The organism is Pseudooceanicola aquaeponti (assembly GCF_050897975.1).
GTDB lineage: Bacteria > Pseudomonadota > Alphaproteobacteria > Rhodobacterales > Rhodobacteraceae > Pseudooceanicola.
The window spans coordinates 182039-200124 of record NZ_JBPAXY010000005.1 but is presented as its reverse complement, the minus strand read 5'-3'; the positions used below and the strand labels follow the sequence as shown (position 1 = coordinate 200124).

20 protein-coding genes are annotated in these 18086 nt (G+C 66.4%); 5 read left to right on the top strand and 15 right to left on the bottom strand.

Annotation, left to right across the window (positions count from 1 at the left end):
* Positions 1 to 147 precede the first annotated feature (147 nt).
* The gene (locus ACRARE_RS13455; RefSeq protein ID WP_432656962.1) at positions 148 to 612 is read left to right on the top strand and encodes a MarR family winged helix-turn-helix transcriptional regulator; all 465 of its coding nucleotides are present in this window, start codon (positions 148 to 150) and stop codon (positions 610 to 612) included.
* 48 nt (positions 613 to 660) lie between these two features.
* Here the strand turns inward: ACRARE_RS13455 and ACRARE_RS13450 are convergent, their stop codons facing one another.
* The 15 genes from ACRARE_RS13450 to ACRARE_RS13380 form a co-directional block, all read right to left on the bottom strand.
* On the bottom strand, positions 661 to 1407 hold the full coding sequence (locus ACRARE_RS13450) for a hypothetical protein (RefSeq protein WP_432656961.1): 747 nt from the start codon (positions 1405 to 1407) through the stop codon (positions 661 to 663).
* A gap of 268 nt (positions 1408 to 1675) precedes the next feature.
* Positions 1676 to 2443: a class II aldolase/adducin family protein gene (locus ACRARE_RS13445; RefSeq protein ID WP_432656960.1), complete on the bottom strand. Its 768-nt coding sequence runs from the start codon at positions 2441 to 2443 to the stop codon at positions 1676 to 1678.
* Positions 2443 to 3459, bottom strand: coding sequence for a ketopantoate reductase family protein (locus ACRARE_RS13440; protein WP_432656959.1), 1017 nt, complete (start codon positions 3457 to 3459; stop codon positions 2443 to 2445). The genes ACRARE_RS13445 and ACRARE_RS13440 overlap by 1 nt, the downstream gene beginning before the upstream one ends.
* Positions 3460 to 3472: 13 nt before the next feature.
* Positions 3473 to 4753: a TRAP transporter large permease gene (locus ACRARE_RS13435; RefSeq protein WP_432656958.1), complete on the bottom strand. Its 1281-nt coding sequence runs from the start codon at positions 4751 to 4753 to the stop codon at positions 3473 to 3475.
* Positions 4754 to 4756: 3 nt separating this feature from the next.
* The gene (locus tag ACRARE_RS13430; RefSeq protein ID WP_432656957.1) at positions 4757 to 5299 is read right to left on the bottom strand and encodes a TRAP transporter small permease; all 543 of its coding nucleotides are present in this window, start codon (positions 5297 to 5299) and stop codon (positions 4757 to 4759) included.
* On the bottom strand, positions 5296 to 6309 hold the full coding sequence (locus ACRARE_RS13425; protein ID WP_432656956.1) for a TRAP transporter substrate-binding protein: 1014 nt from the start codon (positions 6307 to 6309) through the stop codon (positions 5296 to 5298). Before ACRARE_RS13425 ends, ACRARE_RS13430 begins: the two co-directional genes overlap by 4 nt.
* 71 nt (positions 6310 to 6380) lie before the next feature.
* Positions 6381 to 6866, bottom strand: coding sequence for a flavin reductase (locus ACRARE_RS13420; RefSeq protein ID WP_432656955.1), 486 nt, complete (start codon positions 6864 to 6866; stop codon positions 6381 to 6383).
* A 14-nt stretch (positions 6867 to 6880) separates the two neighbouring features.
* Complete coding sequence (locus tag ACRARE_RS13415; RefSeq protein ID WP_432656954.1) at positions 6881 to 7843, bottom strand: PDR/VanB family oxidoreductase; 963 nt, start codon at positions 7841 to 7843, stop codon at positions 6881 to 6883.
* Between the two features lie 16 nt (positions 7844 to 7859).
* Positions 7860 to 8618 (bottom strand): SDR family NAD(P)-dependent oxidoreductase, encoded by a 759-nt coding sequence (locus tag ACRARE_RS13410; protein WP_432656953.1) that lies wholly within the window; start codon positions 8616 to 8618, stop codon positions 7860 to 7862.
* Positions 8618 to 9109, bottom strand: coding sequence for an aromatic-ring-hydroxylating dioxygenase subunit beta (locus ACRARE_RS13405; protein ID WP_432656952.1), 492 nt, complete (start codon positions 9107 to 9109; stop codon positions 8618 to 8620). Before ACRARE_RS13405 ends, ACRARE_RS13410 begins: the two co-directional genes overlap by 1 nt.
* Positions 9106 to 10380: an aromatic ring-hydroxylating oxygenase subunit alpha gene (locus tag ACRARE_RS13400; RefSeq protein WP_432656951.1), complete on the bottom strand. Its 1275-nt coding sequence runs from the start codon at positions 10378 to 10380 to the stop codon at positions 9106 to 9108. Before ACRARE_RS13400 ends, ACRARE_RS13405 begins: the two co-directional genes overlap by 4 nt.
* A 10-nt stretch (positions 10381 to 10390) precedes the next feature.
* The gene (locus ACRARE_RS13395; RefSeq protein ID WP_432656950.1) at positions 10391 to 10927 is read right to left on the bottom strand and encodes a nuclear transport factor 2 family protein; all 537 of its coding nucleotides are present in this window, start codon (positions 10925 to 10927) and stop codon (positions 10391 to 10393) included.
* A complete protein-coding gene (locus tag ACRARE_RS13390; RefSeq protein WP_432656949.1) occupies positions 10924 to 11283 on the bottom strand; it encodes a hypothetical protein in 360 nt (119 codons plus the stop codon). Before ACRARE_RS13390 ends, ACRARE_RS13395 begins: the two co-directional genes overlap by 4 nt.
* A 72-nt stretch (positions 11284 to 11355) precedes the next feature.
* On the bottom strand, positions 11356 to 12498 hold the full coding sequence (locus ACRARE_RS13385; RefSeq protein ID WP_432656948.1) for an acyl-CoA dehydrogenase family protein: 1143 nt from the start codon (positions 12496 to 12498) through the stop codon (positions 11356 to 11358).
* Positions 12495 to 13655, bottom strand: coding sequence for an amidase (locus tag ACRARE_RS13380; protein WP_432656947.1), 1161 nt, complete (start codon positions 13653 to 13655; stop codon positions 12495 to 12497). Before ACRARE_RS13380 ends, ACRARE_RS13385 begins: the two co-directional genes overlap by 4 nt.
* Before the next feature lie 666 nt (positions 13656 to 14321).
* Here ACRARE_RS13380 and ACRARE_RS13375 point away from each other — a divergent pair.
* The 4 genes from ACRARE_RS13375 (at position 14322) to ACRARE_RS13360 (ending at position 18070) form a co-directional block, all read left to right on the top strand.
* A complete protein-coding gene (locus ACRARE_RS13375) occupies positions 14322 to 15374 on the top strand; it encodes a TRAP transporter substrate-binding protein (RefSeq protein ID WP_432656946.1) in 1053 nt (350 codons plus the stop codon).
* Between the two features lie 66 nt (positions 15375 to 15440).
* Positions 15441 to 15956, top strand: a complete 516-nt coding sequence (locus ACRARE_RS13370; RefSeq protein WP_432656945.1) for a TRAP transporter small permease subunit — start codon at positions 15441 to 15443, stop codon at positions 15954 to 15956.
* A 1-nt stretch (position 15957) separates the two neighbouring features.
* Entirely contained in the window at positions 15958 to 17304 is a 1347-nt protein-coding gene (locus ACRARE_RS13365) for a TRAP transporter large permease (protein ID WP_432656944.1), read from the top strand.
* Between the two features lie 157 nt (positions 17305 to 17461).
* Complete coding sequence (locus tag ACRARE_RS13360) at positions 17462 to 18070, top strand: histidine phosphatase family protein (RefSeq protein WP_432656943.1); 609 nt, start codon at positions 17462 to 17464, stop codon at positions 18068 to 18070.
* Positions 18071 to 18086 lie beyond the last annotated feature (16 nt).

Sequence of the window (18086 nt, the reverse complement as noted above, 5' to 3'; positions counted from 1 at the left end):
GCGCCCGGGGGGCGCTGACCGCTTAGGCACTTGCGCCGCTCTGGCCGCCTTGCCGGCGCGGCAGGTCCAGAAGCGGCTTTCTGTCGCGGCATACGCAGGCTAGACATTGGGACACCGCCCCGATCCCGGGCCAGACAGAGACACCGAATGACAGACGACAGCCGTTCCGTGCCCCCGCCGCAGGAGGCAGGCTTCAACAAGGCCAATTGGCCCTTCTACTGGATCACCCAGACCTCCAACCGCTACATGCAGGTTATGGAACGACGGCTGAAGACCATCGGCATGGACGTGGCCTATTGGCGGGTGCTGATGTCGCTTTACGAGGATCAGGCGCTGTCGATCTCCGAGATCTCGAGCTATTGCATCATCAAGCCCAACACGGCGACCAAGATCATTCAGCGGATGACCTTGCAGGGGCTGGTCACCACCGGGCCGCGCCCCAGTGACGGCCGGGTGACCGAGGTGCGGCTGACGCCGGCGGGCCACGAGATGCGCCGCAATGCGCGCGCCATCGCCGACGAGGTCTTCGTCACCGCCTTCGAGGATCTGTCGCGGGAAGAGCAGATGGTGCTGAACCTGCTGCTGGAAAAGGTCTACCGCAAGCTGGACTGAGCGCGCCCGGAGGGCTGAGCCACGTCTCGGCAGGGCGCCGGGCAGCTGTCAGCCGTGCAGCAGGGCGCGGGCGTCGGCCAGATGGGCGCCGGTCAGATGGTCCGGCGTGATCGGCGCGGACGCGGCGCAGGATCCGGCGACCGAGGCGGCGGTGACCAGGGCCACGCGCAGCGCGTCGTCGCCCGAGGCCTGGGTCAGCTCGCGGGCCTGCCGCTCGGCCTCGGCCAGGCGGGCCTGGCTGTCGCGATACCGCCGAAGGGCGGTTTCGGCGGCGCCCAGATCAATCAGCGTCTCAAGGTAATCCGCATGATCGGGCGTGCCCCGCTGCACCTCTGCCCGGGCCAGCTCGGCGCGCAGCTCGGCCAGCTCGGCGGGCCAGTGGTCGATATCGCCTTCCAGCCCCAGCAAGTCGGCGGCCTGGGCCAGCGCGTCCTGGCACGTGGCATGAAGCTCGCGGGCCTGGGCCAGCTCGGCGCGCATCGGCCCCAGGCTCTGGGCCGCCGAGAGATAGGCCAGGGCCGGGGCCAGGTCGGGGGCGCCATCGGCGGGCGGGCTTTGCTTCAACCGGCGCAGCGACAGCACCGCCGCCCCCAGCCAGTCGGCGGGGTCCGCGCCGTCCGAGGCGCGCAGATCCCCCTCGCCACGGTTGTGATGGACCACCGGCGCCCTGGCGTCTTCCGCAGGTTGACGCGCCGTGCCCGCGCTGCCCGAACTGGTCAGACCGGACAGCATGACCGGCGCAGCCAGCGCCAGAAGCGCCCCGTTCAGGGTCAGGGTCAGCAGGGTCGTATCCATGGCAGAGGGCTTTCTGTCGCGGTCCTTTCTCTGTGGTAAGCACAGGGCGCGCGGCAGAGTCGAGAGCGGAAACCGAACAGGCGCTGATGCGACACAGCGCCGCCGTTTGGCCGCCGGTTGTGGCGATGTTTTCGGCGGCCACTTGCCGATCACGCAACGTCGCCTCCTGCGGCAGGGCCCACAGGTGGGGGCGGACGGCGGGCCAGAACGGCAAAACGCCCGGAGCGTGAAGCTCCGGGCGTTTCTGTTTCAGGCCTTGGACGCCGGGTCAGGCGAACTCGGGGCGCTCGCGCTTCATCTTGCGGACCATGGCGTCAAACAGCAGCGTCGCGAAGCTGGCGCTGTCCTTCAGGCGCTGCGCATCGGCTGCGCATTTCTGCTTGATCTCTTCCGGCAGTTGGCTGTCGGGGCCGGGGATGGCCGCGGCGGCGCACTGAATTTCCGCGGCGCGCTGGAAGGTCCAGAGCAGGAAGAAGGTCAGCGGGATATCCGCCTCCATGCAGGCCACACCGTGGTTCTTCAGCACCAGCACATGCTTGTCGCCCAGCGAGTTCAGCATCCGCTCGCGCTCTTCGTCGTAGATCGTGATCCCTTCGAAGGCGTGATAGGCGACCCGACCGTAAAGCTGCGCACCGTAGAACGAGTTATGGTCGATGCCATAGCCCTTCATGGTGATCGCGGAGACCGGGGTGGTGTGGGTATGCACCACGCAGCCCACGTCGGGGCGGTGTTCGTGGATCACGCCGTGCAAGGCGAAACCGGCGGGGTTGGGCTTGTACTCGCTGTCGCGCTTCAGCTTGCCGTCGACGCCGACCACCAGCAGGTTCTCGGGCGTCACCTCATCGTAGTGCAGGCCCATCGGGTTGACCAGATAGGCGTGCTCGGCGCCGGGCAGGCGCACCGAGATGTGGTTGAAGATCAGTTCGGTCCAGCCAAGGTAGCTGACCAGGTGATAGAAATCGGCCAGCTGCACGCGCAGCTCTGCCTCGGTCATCTTGTCCATCGGGCCGTCCTTCGGAGTCGTCATGTCGTTCATCACGGGGTCCTTTCCAGGGAGGTGAGGGGAGTGAGGTCGGACAGGGCGGCCTCGGCCGCATCGCCCGAAAGCGGCAGCGAGGGGGCGGTGTCCAGGGCGTGGACGATGGCCGCGAGGCAGCGCATCGGCTGCCCTTGGTCCTCGGCCAGGGTCATGGCGGCACGGGCGATCGCATCCAGCTCCAGGGTGCGGCCCGCGCGGGCATCTTGCAGCATCGAGGTGGCGAAGGGCCCCGCATCCAGCAGCAGGTCGCGCAGCCAGGGGTTGGGCGGCAGGTCGCGGCCCAGGTCGGCCTTGGCCCAGGCGCGGAACTCGTCCGCCACCGCAAAGGCCAGGGCGCATAGATCGTCGCGCTGGCCGATCTCTTCCAGGGTGCAATCCACCAGCGCCGACAGCGGGTTGGTGGTGACATTGGCCATCAGCTTGACCAGCACCTTGGCGCGGATGTCCTCGGACAGATCGGTGACCACGCCGCCCGCGTTCAGCGTCTGGATCAGCGCGTCGACCTTCGCCCCGTCGGCGCCGGGGGCCACGGGGGCCAGCGACAGGGTGGGGGTGTTGGTCGACTGCGCCACGCCGGCCGCGTCCATCGAGACGGTCATCAAGAGCACCGCGCCCAGCACCTGTTCGGGGCGCAGCAGGCGGGCCAGGATGCCCTGGGGGTCAGTATGGGGCACGGGCCGCGCGTCCGGCAGGAAGAACCAGAAGGGCAACCCGTTGACCATGGGAATGACCAGGGTCTCGGGACCGATGCCCGCGCGGTTGGTGTCCAGCGCGGCGCCCAACTGCTGGGATTTCACGCAAAGGAACACCGCGTCCTGCACTTCGCTCAGGGCTTCGGTGGCCTTGGGGCGCGCGTCATGCCGCGTGCCCCGGTCGTTCAGGGCCAGCCCGTCGTCGGCAATGGCCTGCAACCGGGCACCCCGGGCCACCACGGTGACCTGGGCGTCCGAGCCGCAGATAAGCGCGGCCATGGCGGTGCCGATATTGCCCGCGCCGATAATGGCAATCTTCATCATCTCGTCTCCGTCAGGTCAGCAGCAGGACCAGGCCCGGCACCGCCGTCAGCAGCGCCACACGGACCACGTCCATGGCGACGAAGGGGAAGAGGCCACGGAAGATCGTGCCCAGCTTCACATCCGGCACCACCGAGCGCAGAACGAAGGCGTTCATGCCCATGGGCGGGGTGATGTAGGAGATCTCGGTGACCATCACGACGAAGATGCCGAACCAGATCAGGTCGATCCCCTGCGCGGCGGCAATGGGATAGAAGACCGGCACGGTCAGCATGATCATCGACAGGCTTTCCAGCACGCAGCCCAGCACCAGGTAGATGCACAGGATGACCAGGATGGTGACCATCGGCGTGCCGCCGAACAGGCCCAGGAAGTCCTGGATGTCGCGGGTCATGCCCGACATGTTCACGTAGTTGGTGAAGGTCAGCGCCCCGAAGAGGATGAAGAACATCATGGCGGTGGTCTTCATCGTGTCGAAGAGGACCGAGATCATCCGGTCGATGCTGAACTTGCCCGACAGGATCACCAGCAGCAGCGCGCCCCCGGCGCCCATGCCCGCACTTTCGGTGGGGGTGAAGACGCCCAGATAGATCCCGCCCATCACGAAGACGAAGAGGACCAGCGCGCCCGCGGTGCCCTTCAGCGCCTTGATGCGGTCGATCAGGGGCAGCTTTTCCTCGGTGGGCAGATCCAGGCCCTGCACCTTCATCGAGATCCGCACGGCGATGGCATAGCCGATGACGCCGATCACGCCCGGGATCAGCCCGGCCATGAACAGCTTGCCGATGTCCTGCTGGGTCATGATACCGTAGAAGACCAGGATGACCGAGGGCGGGATCAGGATGCCCAGGGTGCCACCCGCCGCGATCGAGGCGGTGGACAGCTGGTCGGGATAGCCGTAGCGGCGCATCGAGGGCAGGGCGATCCGGGTCATGGTGGCCGCCGTGGCCATTGACGAGCCACAGACCGAGGAGAAGGCGCCACAGGCCACCACGGTGGCGGTGGCAAGTCCGCCCTTGCGGTGGCGCAGCCAGGCATAGGCGGATTTATACAGCTCATCCGCGATGCCCGATTGCACCACGAAGTTGCCCATCATCAGGAAGAGGGGCAGCACGGACAGCGAATAGTCGCGCCCGTTGTCGAAGAAGGTCGAGCCGAGCAGAGAGAAGGCGGGGGTCCAGCCGATGATCGAGGCGACCCCCACCAGGCCAACGCCCGCCAGGGCGAAGGAGATAGGCACGCCGATCAGCAGCAAAAGGCTGACGACGGCCATGCCGACGGGCCAGTATTCCATGGGTCAGGTCCTGTTCTTGAGCCGCCGCGCCAGGTCAACCAGCGGCACCGCGACAGAGAGGAGGGCGCCTGCGGCCGCGCAGACGGCGCAGAAATACCCCAGCGGGGCAATGGGGATGCGCAAAGAGGTGGTGACGCCGCCATAGCCGCCGATCTGTCCGGCATAGATCCAGATCCGCCAGGCGACGACGGCCAGGATCACGGCCGAGAACAGGCCGGTGGCGGCCAGGCGCCAGGGCTGAAGGCGGAAGGGCAGACGATCGGTCAGCAGATCGACGGTCACATGCTCATTGGCCAGCGACACTGCGGGCAGGCCAAGAAAGATCGTGGCGGCCAGCAGCAGTTCGGTCAGTTCGGTCGCGCCCTGCAAGGGAGCGTTGAACAGGTAGCGGCCGATCACGTCGACCACCGTCATCCCCATCAACACCATCAGAAGGATCCCGCCCAGCACGGCCAGGATCATGCGCAGATCGAAGGGGTTCCGGGAAACCGGCAGCATGTCTGCTGCCGGCTCCTCGGAGGCGTGGATCGAGGTGGTGGGCCTCATTCCGCCGCCATTTCCTTGGCGATTTCAGCCTTGAAGAAGTCGTAGGCCGCTTCGGCATCGACGCCGGTCGAGGCCACTTCTTCCATCTTCTCGGCCACCAGCGGCTCCAGCATGGCGGTCCAGGCGGTCATCTGCTCTTCGGTGGCGGGCGTCACCTCGATCTTGCCTTCCATGTTGGCCAGACCCTTGGCGTCGACGCGATCCCACATCTGACCGGCCATGCGGGCCAGGGCCTCGCCGGTGACGCTGTCGATCTGTTCCTGCTGCTCGGGCGTCAGGCTGTCCCACTTGGCCTGGTTCATCACGATGAAGAACGAGGTGTTATACAGACCGCCGGGCACGGAAACACCCACCGACAGCTGCGGGATCAGGCCGAAGAAGTCGACCGACTCGTAGGGGAAGAGGATGCCGTCGGCCACGCCCTGGGACAGCAGCTCATAGGCCTTGGACGAGGGGCCCTCGACCGGCACGGCGCCCAGGCCGGTGGCGATCTCATGCACGAAGCCGCCGCCGACGCGCAGCTTCTTGCCTTCCAGGAAGGCCGGGTCGGTGGCGTCGCCCTCTTTGACGAAGATCTCGCCGGGGCCGTGGGTGAAGACGGCCAGGACCTTGACGCCGTCATATTCACCGGCGGGCTTCAGGTACTGTTCCCAGGTGCGCCAGTAGGCGACCGAGGTCGCTTCCGAGCTGTCGCCCAGGAAGGGCAGCTCGCCCAGGTTGGTGGTCTTGAAGCGACCGGCGCTGTAGCCCTGCACGCCGAAGGTGATGTCGGCCACGCCGTTGACGGCAAAGTCGAAGTGGGCGGGCGGCGGGCCCAGGGGGGCGGGCAGGATGTTGGCGGTAACCGAGCCGCCGGTGGCTTCTGCGATCTGCTCGGTCATCGGCACGACGACTTCAGAGACCAGCGGGTGCGAGGGCGGCAGCCAGTTGGCGACGGTCAGGACGGTGTCGGCAGCGGCGGCACCGGCCATCGACAGGCCGAGGGCGGTAGCGGCAAGAAAATGTTTCATTGTTGGCGTTTCCCTGTTGGTTTTACGGGTCATGGTCCCGGGTTGGCCCGGATGGTAGTGGCCCGCGGCGATCAGCTCGCCGCGCGCAGGTGGTGAAAATCGCGACCGAACCAGATGAGGCCGGACCGGTCCCCCTCGTTCAGCGCGATCTCTTCGACTTCACAGAAGAAGACCGAATGGGTGCCGACCTCGGACCGGCCGGTGATCCGGCAGTCGAAGGCCGCCAGCGCGTCGGTGAGGACGGGCGCGCCGGTGGCATGTGTGGTCCAGCCGCTGTCGGCGAAACGTTCGTCGGTGCCGGCCCGGGCAAAGATGCCCGACAGGTCCTGGTGCTGGGGACCCAGCACATTGACGCAGAGCGTGCCGTTCTCGGCGAACATGTCGTGGCTGCGGTTGTTCCGGTTCACGCAGACCAGGAGGGTGGGCGGCGTGTCGGTGACAGAGCAGACCGCCGAGGCGGTCATGCCGTGACGGCCTGCGGGGCCATCGGTGGTCAGAACCGTGACGGCGGCGCCGAGGCGGCTCATGCCTTCGCGAAAGAGGTCCTTGATTTCCATGGGCGCGTCCTCTGTCAGATGTCCAGGACCAGGCGGCCCTTGGCGCGCGAGCAGCAGCAGCAGATCTGGTCGCCGTCTTCGCGTTCCTCTTCGGTCAGGAACTGGTCGCGGTGGTCGATCTCGCCCTCCAGCACGTCGGTCAGACAGGTGCCGCAGATGCCTTCCTCGCATTTCACCTCGATCTTCAGACCCTCGCGGGCCAGGACCTTGGCGATGGTTTCGTCGGGGCCCACGGTGACCGTCAGATCCGACTGCTCGCAGTACACCTCGAAGCTTTCTCCGCTGGAATCGACATCCGCCGAGAAATATTCGCGGTGGATCTGCTTTCCGGGATAGCCTGCCTTTTCGGCCTCTCCAATCACCCAGTCCATGAAGCCCTGGGGGCCGCAGACATAGATGTGTGTGCCTGCCTCTGCCTTGGGCAGATCGCGGGCCAGATCCAGCGGTTCGGCGCCTTTTGCGTCATCGTGATGCAGCACGATATTGGCGCGGAAGGGCAGGCTTTCGATCTGTTCGAGGAAGGCCGTCCGCTCGGCCGAGCGGGTGGCGTAATGCAGGGTGAAGGGCGCGTCGCGGTCGTGCAGCTCCCAGGCCATGGCCAGCATCGGCGTCACGCCGATCCCGCCGCCGAAAAGCACGGTGTTGGTGGCATCCGCGGCCAGGGGGAAGTGGTTGCGCGGGCCTTCCACATGCAGCTTTTCGCCGGTCTTCACCAGCTGGTGCAACGCGACCGAGCCGCCGCGGCTTTCGGGATCCTTCAGGATGCCCAGCTTGTAGCAGTCGCGGTCGGCGGGGTTGCCGGCCAGCGAATACTGGCGCCACAGCGGGCCCTCGGGGGTCTCGACCAGCAGGTCGATATGGGCGCCCGCGGTGAAGGGCGGCAGCGGACCGTCGCCCTTCAGGGTCAGTTGCATGATGTCGCCGCGGTCGTCGAAACGCTCGGCGACCGTCAGGATCATGGTGTTGGTATCGCTCATGTCCTTCATGTCTCCCTCAGCGCATGTAAAGGCCGCCGTTGTAATCCCAGCAGGCGCCATTGACGAAGGCAGCCTCGGGACCGGCAAGCATGGTGACAAGCTGACCAACGAAGGCGGGATCGCCCAGCTGGCCGACGGGGATGTTCTTCAGCATCTGGGGCATGTTCTCGCCCACCAGTTCGTGCACCATCGGGCTGTCCATGGGACCGGGCGAGATGCAGTTGCAGGTGATGCCGTACTGGGCCAGGTCACGGGCGAAGACCTTGGTCAGGGTCATGATCGCGCCCTTGGAGGCGGCGTAATGCGCCCCCGTGGTGGTGCCACCGTTCTGGCCCGCAAGCGAGGCCATGTTGATGATCCGGCCATAGCCGCGCTGGATGAAATGCCGTCCGAAAATCTGCGAACCGGCAAAGACGCCGCCCGCGTTGATCGCCATCACCTCGTTGAAGGCGGCGGGGTCGATCTCCATCAGCGGTTGCGCGCGGGTCACGGCGGCGTTGTTCACCAGCACCTCGACCGACCCCCAGCGATCCACGACCTTGTCGAGGACGGTCTGGAAGTCTTCGGGCTTGGACACGTCCAGGGTGGCGGTCAGGGCCATCTCGGAAGCAAGGTCCAGTTCTTCGGCCAGCTTGTAGGTCGCGTCAGCATCCACATCTGTGATGATGACCCGGTAGCCTGCGGCGTGGAGGGCACGGGTGATGGCCGCTCCGACGCCGTTTCCGGCGCCGGTGATGACGGCAGTCTGAGTGTCGAGGGGAAGCGGTTTCGACATCAGAACAGATAGCTGATCGACGTCAGCACCCCATCAGAGTTCAGCAGGCGGATGACCTTGTCGCGGATCATGAAGCCGTCCTCGGTCACCTTCAGTTTCCAGGTGACATTGGCGGCGAACATGCGCTGGCGGCCGAACTTGTCCTCGATCACGTGCTGGGCGGCCCGCACGGTGACGGTGTCTCCCTCGGCGCCCTCGATGACGAAGCGCGACAGGGTGCGCACGCTGTCGGCGGGCGGGGCCGAGGAGATCGAGAAGCCCGCCTGGAAGCGCTCGACGCGCATCTTGCGCATCTTCGCGTCGTCATAGGCGATGTTCAGGCGGTTGGCGAAATCGTCGCCTTCCTTGTCGACGGGGATGACGTAGAAGCCTTCCTCGGTCCACAGGTTCAGCCAGGTGTCGTAATCGCGCCGGTCCAGCAGGTCGGCTTCCATCCACAGGAATTCGGCGATGTCCTGAAGTTTCACGTCGGTTGCGGCCATGTCTTTCATTGGTCCATCACCTTCTTCCACTGTTTGTAGGCAGAGCGCATCCCGGTCTCGGCCGAGATGTCACCGATCGGCAGGCCGTTCGCGCCTTCCTTTTCCAGACCCAGGCCACGGTTGACCATCACGTCCACGTCGCCCGCCCCGGCAGACCCGCGCTGCACGCGTTCCCAGACCTCGGCGTCATCGGGCGAGCCAAAGCCCATCGGGCCCTGGAAGTGCTCGTGCAGGCGCATCCGCATCTGGTTGGCGGCCTCGGGGCCACCCTCCATGCCCAGGGCGATGTGGCGGATCTCGGTCTCGTTCACCGAGACAGGGCGCAGGATGCGGAAGAAGGACAGCGAGCAGCCGGCGTTCGGGAAGAGGTTCAGGTTGAACCCGCAGCCGCCCACGGCACGGACGATGCGGCGCACCTTCTCGTCTTCATAGCCCTGTTCGGCCAGCTCGGCCGCCAGTTCCTTGAACCGCTCGGGGATCGGCGCGTCCAGGTTCTCGTCCAGGTCGATCAGCTCGGGCATCATCACCATGACCGAGTGGCCGTTGCCCAGGTCTTCGACGTAGCCGTCGTCGTCATCCATGAAGGAGAAGGTCTCGGTGGCCTCGCCGTCCAGCGATTGCAGGAAGGACTTGTGCACGATGGGGAAGTGGTAGGCGTCGGTGGTGTTTTCCAGCTGCACCTTCCAGTTCATCGGCACCTTGAACTGATGCTCGCCCAGGGTTTTGACGGGGAAACCGCCGCCCTGCTTCATGAACAGTTTGATCCAGGGCTTGGCATTGCCCAGGAAATCTTCCAGCGGTTCGGCGTCGTGGTTGAAGGTGGCAAAGACCATGCCTTCGAAGGTCTCGACCCGCAGTTTCTTCAGGCCGAAGTTCTCCTTCTTGAAGTCGTCGCTGTAGCCCTCGGAGTAGGGAATGGCGCGCAGGTCGCCGTTCAGCGCGTAACCCCAGCCGTGGTAGGGGCACTGGAAGGACGAGGTCTTGCCCTTCTTGATCTCGCAGACCGTGGCGGCGCGGTGGCGGCAGCGGTTGACCAGGACGTGGATTTCGCCCTTGCGATCGCGCGAGACGATCACCGGCTGGGTGCCGACCCAGCTGAGCACGAAGTTGCCCTTGCCGGGCACTTCGGATTCATGGGCCACCCAGACCCAGCACTTGCCGAAGATCTTTTCCATCTCGACATCGAACAGGGCGGGATCTTCGTACATCGGGGTGGCGACGCGGTCGCCTTTCATCAGGTCGTCGGTCTTGGGACCGCTGGGAAATTCATCCAGAGACATCTCGATTTCCTTATTGCTTGGCGGCCGCGGGGGCCGGGATCTGGGCGGGCGCGTTCCAGTCACCGACCGGACGCGCGTAAAGATTGCGGGTGGAGAAGCGGTGCATCCGCCAGGCGCCGGCCTCTTGGGCAAAGTCGATCTCCAGCCGGGCAGCCATCAGGAAGCTTTGCCCGTCGTGGAAGGTCGGCGTTTGCAGCATCAGCCAGCGGCCGGTGACGGTGCCGTCACCGTTGTGGGTGATCGCCTCGGACGAGAGGAAATGCGCGTTCATCGCGAAATGCGGCGGCGTGGTACAGAACTGCCCCAGCCAGGCGATGATCGCCGCCCGTCCGTGGTGGGCGCCGAAATCCTTGGCATAGCGGTCGCCCGCGCCGCCCCAGATCGCCCCTTCGGTGAAGAGGGCGCCCAGGGCGTCGAGGTCGGTGTCGCCGTCCAGCCGGTCGCAGATGTCCATGTAGTCGGACAGGCAGCGGCGGCAGGCGCTTTCGGCCTCCAGCCGGTCGAGCCGGGCCAGGATCTCGCCTTGGATTTCGGTCAGATCGCTCACAGGTCGGGGATCTCCAGGGCGCGGCCCATGCGGGCCTCGACGGTCATGTACTTCCACAGCCGGTCGTTGCCTTCGCCCACCACGATGGTGCGCAGCAGGTTGCAGGCGGCCTGAACGCTGTCGCGGTTCGGGAAGTCGGCCATGATGTACCAGGTGTAGGGGAAGCCTTGGGTGGCGCCGACCAGGGTCTGGTCATCGTCGAAGGTGCCGACGATTTCCACGCCGTCCAGCTTGGCGATGCCGGACATCAGTTCCTGCGTGGCTTTCCAGACCGGGCCGATCTGGTCGAAGGGCAGCGAGAAGAAGGTGCCGTGGTTGTTGAAGCAAAGAAGAGTGCGCAGTTTGGCGTCGCTCATGGGGTGGCTCCTGTCGGTGGGTTTCTTGGTCTTTCGGGGGCCGGGCCACGCGGGCCCGGCGGTGTCTTGGGATCAGGGAAAGCCCGGGGGGGTCTTCTCGCCGAACATGGCGGCGCCCGCGGCGGTCCAGGTGCCTTCACCCATGAAGGCGTGCTGGGCGACGCAGGCCGCGTCGATCATCATCCGGCCCAGGGGGTGGCCCTGCATCATGGTGCCCGCGCCGCCCATCAGGAAGGCTTCGCGCGCCACTTCGGCGCCGTCATGGGCGGCCACGGTCGAGGCCAGGCGCAGCTGCACCTTTGTCTCGGGCGAGACCTCGTCGTTGTGTTGCAGCTCTTCCCAGGCCTTGGCGGTGGCGTCGTAGAACTGGGCGCGGGCGCCAGCGAGCGTGCCCTCGGCGCGGGCCAGGTGGGCCTGCACATAGGGACGGGCGCCGGGGTTCGGGGCGCCGGTGATCGAGGCGCGCTGCGCGGCGTCGGACTTGATGAAGTCCAGCGCCTCGCGGGCGGCGCCCAGGGCCACCACGGCCAGCACCTGGGCGGCCAGCGCCATGGCGGGGTAGCGGAAGATCGCATCGTCCATCTGCGACTTCGAGCCGCGGATAAAGGTCCACTCTTCGGGGACGATCACCTTGTCGGCCACCAGATCGTGGCTGCCGGTGCCCTTCAGGCCGATGGTGTGCCAGGTCTCGTCGATGGTGACCTTGGCCTTGGGCATGACGGCGGTGCGGGGCAGGGGCGTCTCGTCGCCTTCGATCTTGATGCCGCCGCCCAGCAGGTCGGCGCCCATCGAGCCAGAGCACCAGGACCAGCGCCCCGAGACCTCAAGGCCACCGTCGACGCGGTAGGCGGGCTGCGGCGGGAACAGGCCCCCTGCGAAGACCGTGTCGGGGTTCTCGCCATAGATATTGTCGAAGGTCTCGGGCGGCAGGGCCGCGAGATAGGTCGACGACACGCCGAAGGAGGCGACCCAACCGGCGGACGGATCGGCGGCAGACAGGGTCTCGATCAGGTCGAGGAAGGCCATCGGGTCGATGTTGTCACCGCCCAGACGGGTGGGGACGAAGGCGCGGTAGACACCGATCTTCTTGAAGCCCGCGACGATGTCGTCGGGGATGTGACGCAGCGTGTCGAACTCGGCCCGGCGGCCGCGGATCTCCTCGCAGAGCGCGGCCAGCTCGGCGGCCTTGCCCAGGGTGGGGTCGGGTTTGTTCATGGCGTTTCCTTCGAGGTGTCGGCGGGGGTGCAGCGATCGGCAAGGCATTCGGCCAGCGCGCACAGGCGCGCCTCGGCGCCCTTGCGGGCGACCAGTTGCAGACCGGCGGGAAGCCCGTCCGCGGTGCGGATCGGCAGGGTGATGGCGGGGTGGCCCGACAGGTTGAACGGGCGCACCAGAAGCGTGAGCGGGATCAGCGCGCGGGGATCGGTGGCGCGGTCCAGGGTGGGGGGCACGGTCGGCATGGTGGGCAGCACCAGCGCGTCCAGCCCCTCCAGCGCGGCGTCCACCTCGGCGGTGAAACGGGCGCGGATCTCTTCGGCCTCGGCCATGTCCTCGGGGGTCACCGCCAGGGCGGCGCGCACGCGGCCCTGGATGTCGGCACCCAGGGTGGCGTTCGAACGGGCCAGCTGGCCGAACTCGCCCGCCAGCTCGTAGTTGATCACGGTCAGACCGGCGCGGTAGGCGTCGGCGAAAGAGGGCAGGGCCGAGGTCGCCAGATCGAGGCCCGCCAGTGCCGCATCGGTGGCGGCGGTGATCTCGGGGGCCACCTCGACCTCGGCGGGCAGGGCGACGCGGCCCAGGCGCGGGGTCTCGATGGTCTCGGGCGCAAAGCCCGCCAGCATCATCGACGCCGCCTTGGTCAGCATCGGTGCGGTGGCCGCGAAGGGCCCGATCACGTCCAGCGAGGAACCGCGCGGGATCGCCCCGCGCCGGTCGATGGCGCCGAAGGTGGGTTTCAACCCGAAGACGCCGCAGCAGCAGGCGGGCTGACGGATCGAGCCGCCGGTATCGGTGCCCACGGCGAAATCGCACAGCCCCGCAGCCACGGCGGCAGCGGACCCGGAGGAGGAGCCGCCGGGGATCCGGTCGGGCCAGCCGGGATTGACGGCGGTGCCCGCGAAGGCGTTGACCCCGGTGACCCCGAAGGCCAGTTCGTGCATGGTGACGGTGCCGGTGATATGGGCGCCCGCCTTCAGCAGGATGTCCACCACGTTGGAATGCGCGGTCTCGGCGGGGGCCTCGGCGAAGGCAGCAGAGCCACAGCGCGTGGTCAGCCCCTCGATCCCGAGGCATTCCTTCACCAGGACACGCGGGCCGCTTTCGGGGCCGAGGTCCAGGGGACGGGTCACGATAGAGTTGGCTGTGTCGGTCATCATCGCTCACTCAGGGAAGTTAAGTGAAAATTACCGTAAATTTCCGATGACGGAACCCACTTCCTTTGCAGGGGGCCTCTGGGACAGGGTTTGAAGGGCTGTGTGACGCGCATATGAACCCTGAGAAACAATGATTTAGATCAATTTGCACAAAAAACATGCGACTGCGGATTGGGGCGATTTGGGGCGCTAACATCGCGGTCCGGCGCCGGGTGCAGGGGGGCGAAATGGCCCTCTGGAGGGCCGGAAATACCTCAAGTTAGAGATATATCCGCGGCGCGCGTAATTGGGCGCAACCGCGTTAAGGCTTTGAAATTGAGTGTTAAATATGGGTTCTCACGGCGCGCACCCCTGCGATGCGATTCGCCCGTGCCCTCGAAATCTGGCCCCTCGGGCACGCTGCATTGCAGCGGCAAATTCCTTAGAGAAGTCATCGGATTTTTGATTCGCGGAGTTGCTCACGAAGCGTGATCAAAAGCGTGAAAATTATCACAATTTCGCCACAATCTTAGGCAAACCATGAAAATTCACGCAATCTAATTGGGCAAGATCGGTTTCCCCCGGAAACAGCCTTGCCCTCTATTTGCCCGGAGTGCGCCCTCGGACTCATTTACCCCAACCGCTTCCGGGCGGTCTTCCCCGCACACAGCCAGAGACGAAGGACCCATGACCAAATCCAACTTCCTTTCCCGTACCGCCCGCAGCGTTGCAGGGGCCCTGGCGGGCGCCGCGCTGCTGTCTTCCGCCGCCGCCGCTGCCGACATGTCGATCGACGTGCAATCGGCCTGGCCGCTGACCCTGCCGGCCTCCGGCCAGAACGCCCAGCACTTCGCCGACACGATCAACGAGATCTCCGGCGGCGCGCTGGAAGTTGACCTCTACGGCGCGGGCAAGCTGGTGCCGTCGCTGCAAATCTTCGACGCCGTGCAGCAGGGCACCCTGGACGCGGGCTATACCTCGCCCCTTTACGTCGCCGGTCGCTTCCCCGCCGTGCAACTGTTCGGTGGCGTGCCCTTCGGCCCCAATGCCATCGACTACATCGGCTGGATCTACAACGGCGGCGGCCTGGAGATCTGGCGCGAGATCTATGAGGCCCAGGGCGTTGTCACCGTGCCCTGCGGCGTGATGGATGCCGAGGCCGGCGGTTGGTACACCTTCGAGATCGACAGCACCGACGCCCTGCAAGGCAAGAAGATCCGCTTTGCCGGTCTGGCAGGCGAAGTGATGAAGAAGATGGGCGCCTCCATCGTGCTGCTGGCCGGTGGCGACATCTACCCGAACCTGGAACGCGGCGTGATCGACGGCACCGAATTCTCGATGCCCGCCATCGACGTGGCCATGGGCTTTGAAAAGGTCGCCGACTACTACTACCTGCCCGGCTGGCACCAGCCCGCCGCCTTCAATGAACTGATCATCAACAAGGCCAAGTGGGACAGCATGACCCCGGCCCAGCAGGGTCAGATCGAAGAGGTCTGCAAGGAAACCAACATCTGGTCGCTGACTTCGACCGCGCCGGGCAACGCCGCCGCGATCCAGCAGTTCGAAGAGGCCGGCACCCAGATCAAGACCTTCCCGCCGGAAGTTCTGGCCGCCTTCGAGGAAGCCACCAACGAAGTGATGGCCGAGCAGGCCGAGGCGGACGAGACCTTCGCCCGCGTCCTGACCTCGCTGAACGACTTCCGCGCCTCGGTCGAGACCTGGTCCGAGCACAAGGAATAATCCTTCGCGCCACTCACGACGGGCGGGCCTTCGGGCCCGCCCACTGACTTTCCGGGACCCTCCCCAATGTTTTCCTCGCTGACCCGCTTCATCGACCGGGTGGCGGAACTGACCGGCAAGGCCGGTTCTTTCGTTCTGCCGCTGCTGGTCGCCACCATCCTTCTGAACGTCATCCTGCGCTACGTCTTCAACATCGGCATGATCGAGCTGGAAGAGCTGCAATGGCACCTCAACGCCCTGGTCGTCATGTCCTGCCTGGCCTGGGCCTATCAGACCGACACCCATGTGCGCGTCGACGTGCTGCACGCGCGGATGCGCCCGCGCACCCAGGCCCTGGTCGAGGTGCTGGGGGTGATCTTCCTGCTGCTGCCCTTCGCGGGCCTCGTGTCCTGGCACGCCTGGAAGATCTTCTCTTTCTCCTGGGCGCTGAAGGAAGGTTCGCCCATGCCCTCGGGGCTGCCCGCGCGCTATATCATCAAGGGCGTCATGGCCGCAGGCATGACCCTGCTGGCCCTTCAGGGCGTGTCGATCCTGATCCGCAGCCTGCAACGCCTCGGCACCGCCTGGTCGGAGGCCCGCTGACATGGATGCGCTCTTTATCTTCCTGTTCTTCTCCACCTTCATGGCGATCTTGTTCTCGGGCTACCCGGTGGCCTTCGTGCTGGGCGGCGTGGGGGTTCTTTTCGCCGCCCTCGGCACGCTGATCGAGCCGCTGAACATCGCCGATGTGGCCGAGCTGCGCATGGTGGGCTTTGTCGCCAACCGCGTCTTCGACACGATCTCAAGCTATTCGCTGATCCCCATGTCGATGTTCATCTTCATGGGCTTCATGCTGGACCGCTCGGGCGTGGCCGAACGGCTGCTGAAGGCGATGCGCGGCCTGCTGGGCCCGGCGCCCGGGGGCCTGGCCATTTCCGTGGTGGCCATCGGCGTGGTCCTGGCGGCCTCGACCGGCATCATCGGCGCCTCGGTGGTGCTGCTGGCCACCATCGCCGTGCCAACCATGTTCCAGGCCGGGTACAACCGCTCGATCAGCCTTGGCATCGTCGGCGCCACCGGCTGTCTGGGGATCCTGATCCCGCCGTCGATCATGCTGGTTGTCATGGGCGATCAGCTGCGCATTCCGGTGGGGGACCTCTTCATGGGGGCCATCGTGCCGGGGGCGGGGCTGGCGCTGCTGTTCATCCTGTTCATCGTGGTCACCGCCATCGTCGCGCCGCGCGCCATGCCGCGCTATCAGCGCGAGGGGGCGAAACTGCCGCCGATGAAGGCCCTGGCCGAGTTCACCGGCGCCCTTTTCGCGCCGCTGGCCCTGGTGCTGGCGGTGCTGGGCTCGATCGTCGCGGGCATCGCCTCGCCGACCGAAGCGGCGGGTATCGGCGCGGCAGGCGCCACCCTGCTGGCAGCGCTGAACGGCAAGCTGAACCGCGAGTCCTTCCGCGAGGTCTGCTATGATACGGGGCGCACCAGTGCCTTCCTCTACATGCTGATCTTCGGCGCTTCCTGCTTCTCGGTGGTGCTGCGCGGCTATGGCGGCGACGAAACGATCGAGGCGGCGCTGCACGCCCTGCCGCTTGGCCCCCATGGGGTGCTGGCCTTCGTGATCTTCATCGTCTTCCTGCTGGGCTTCTTCCTGGACTGGATGGAGATCGTGCTGATCGTGGCGCCGCTGGTGATGCCGATCCTGACCAGCTTCGGCTTTGATCCGGTCTGGGTGGCGATCCTGCTGGCGATCTGCCTGCAAACCTCCTTCCTGACACCCCCCGTGGGCATGGCGCTGTTCTACCTGCGCTCTTCGGTGCCCGGGGCCTCGATCACCGAGGTCTACAAGGGCGCCGTGCCCTTCGTGCTGATGCAGGTGGCGGCGCTGCTGGCCGTGGGGATCTTCCCGCAGCTGGCGCTGTGGCTGCCGGGGGTGGCCGGGCGCTGAGGCCCGCGCCCCATCCACGACAAACAGCAGCCCCCGAACGCCGGTTCGGGGGCTGTTTGCTTTGGCGGGGGGCAAAGGCGGCGAAGGGCCGTTGACCATCGGCGGCCCTGGGGCGAGGGTGGCGGCAAAACACGCCACGCTCACCGATGGATCCCGGATGCCTGTCACCGTTCGCTATCTGACCCACCCGCAGGTTCTGGTCGATCCGCAGCAAGAGGTCGGCCGCTGGTCGCTGAACCCCACCGGGCGGGCGCGGGTGCGGGCGCTGGCCGAGGGGGTGGCCGCAGGGTTGGGCGCGCTGTCGCGCACCGCCCGGGTGATCAGCAGCTATGAGACGAAGGCGATCGAGACCGCCTCGCCCCTGGCGCTGGAGCTGGGCGTGCCGCTGGAAATCCTGCCCGACATGCACGAGAACGACCGCAGCGCCACGGGCTTTCTGCCGCCAGCGGAGTTCGAGGCCGTGGCCGATCAGTTCTTTGCCGAGCCGGGGATCAGCGTGCGCGGCTGGGAAACCGCAGAGGCGGCGCAGGCCCGTATCCTGGCCGCCATCACGGCCTGTCTGGAGGGTCCGCAGCCGGGCGACGTCCTGCTGGTCGGGCATGGGGCGGTTGGCACGCTTCTTTACTGCGCGCTGGCAGGTCTGGGGATCGACCGCCGCCATGACCAGGGCCCCGGCGGGGGCGGCCGCTGGTTCGGCTTCGACCTGGATGACAGGCGCCCCGGGCCGGGATGGCAGCTGATGGAGACGCTGTTGGCCGAGGGCTGAGGGGGCAGGCCGCACC

Bases quoted from the DNA above. Each gene is read 5' to 3' on its own strand.
- ACRARE_RS13455 (WP_432656962.1), top strand. From the start codon at position 148: ATGACAGACGACAGCCGTTCCGTGCCCCCGCCGCAGGAGGCAGGCTTC.
- ACRARE_RS13450 (WP_432656961.1), bottom strand. From the start codon at position 1,407: ATGGATACGACCCTGCTGACCCTGACCCTGAACGGGGCGCTTCTGGCG.
- ACRARE_RS13445 (WP_432656960.1), bottom strand. From the start codon at position 2,443: ATGAACGACATGACGACTCCGAAGGACGGCCCGATGGACAAGATGACC.
- ACRARE_RS13440 (WP_432656959.1), bottom strand. From the start codon at position 3,459: ATGAAGATTGCCATTATCGGCGCGGGCAATATCGGCACCGCCATGGCC.
- ACRARE_RS13435 (WP_432656958.1), bottom strand. From the start codon at position 4,753: ATGGAATACTGGCCCGTCGGCATGGCCGTCGTCAGCCTTTTGCTGCTG.
- ACRARE_RS13430 (WP_432656957.1), bottom strand. From the start codon at position 5,299: ATGAGGCCCACCACCTCGATCCACGCCTCCGAGGAGCCGGCAGCAGAC.
- ACRARE_RS13425 (WP_432656956.1), bottom strand. From the start codon at position 6,309: ATGAAACATTTTCTTGCCGCTACCGCCCTCGGCCTGTCGATGGCCGGT.
- ACRARE_RS13420 (WP_432656955.1), bottom strand. From the start codon at position 6,866: ATGGAAATCAAGGACCTCTTTCGCGAAGGCATGAGCCGCCTCGGCGCC.
- ACRARE_RS13415 (WP_432656954.1), bottom strand. From the start codon at position 7,843: ATGAGCGATACCAACACCATGATCCTGACGGTCGCCGAGCGTTTCGAC.
- ACRARE_RS13410 (WP_432656953.1), bottom strand. From the start codon at position 8,618: ATGTCGAAACCGCTTCCCCTCGACACTCAGACTGCCGTCATCACCGGC.
- ACRARE_RS13405 (WP_432656952.1), bottom strand. From the start codon at position 9,109: ATGAAAGACATGGCCGCAACCGACGTGAAACTTCAGGACATCGCCGAA.
- ACRARE_RS13400 (WP_432656951.1), bottom strand. From the start codon at position 10,380: ATGTCTCTGGATGAATTTCCCAGCGGTCCCAAGACCGACGACCTGATG.
- ACRARE_RS13390 (WP_432656949.1), bottom strand. From the start codon at position 11,283: ATGAGCGACGCCAAACTGCGCACTCTTCTTTGCTTCAACAACCACGGC.
- ACRARE_RS13385 (WP_432656948.1), bottom strand. From the start codon at position 12,498: ATGAACAAACCCGACCCCACCCTGGGCAAGGCCGCCGAGCTGGCCGCG.
- ACRARE_RS13380 (WP_432656947.1), bottom strand. From the start codon at position 13,655: ATGACCGACACAGCCAACTCTATCGTGACCCGTCCCCTGGACCTCGGC.
- ACRARE_RS13375 (WP_432656946.1), top strand. From the start codon at position 14,322: ATGACCAAATCCAACTTCCTTTCCCGTACCGCCCGCAGCGTTGCAGGG.
- ACRARE_RS13370 (WP_432656945.1), top strand. From the start codon at position 15,441: ATGTTTTCCTCGCTGACCCGCTTCATCGACCGGGTGGCGGAACTGACC.
- ACRARE_RS13365 (WP_432656944.1), top strand. From the start codon at position 15,958: ATGGATGCGCTCTTTATCTTCCTGTTCTTCTCCACCTTCATGGCGATC.
- ACRARE_RS13360 (WP_432656943.1), top strand. From the start codon at position 17,462: ATGCCTGTCACCGTTCGCTATCTGACCCACCCGCAGGTTCTGGTCGAT.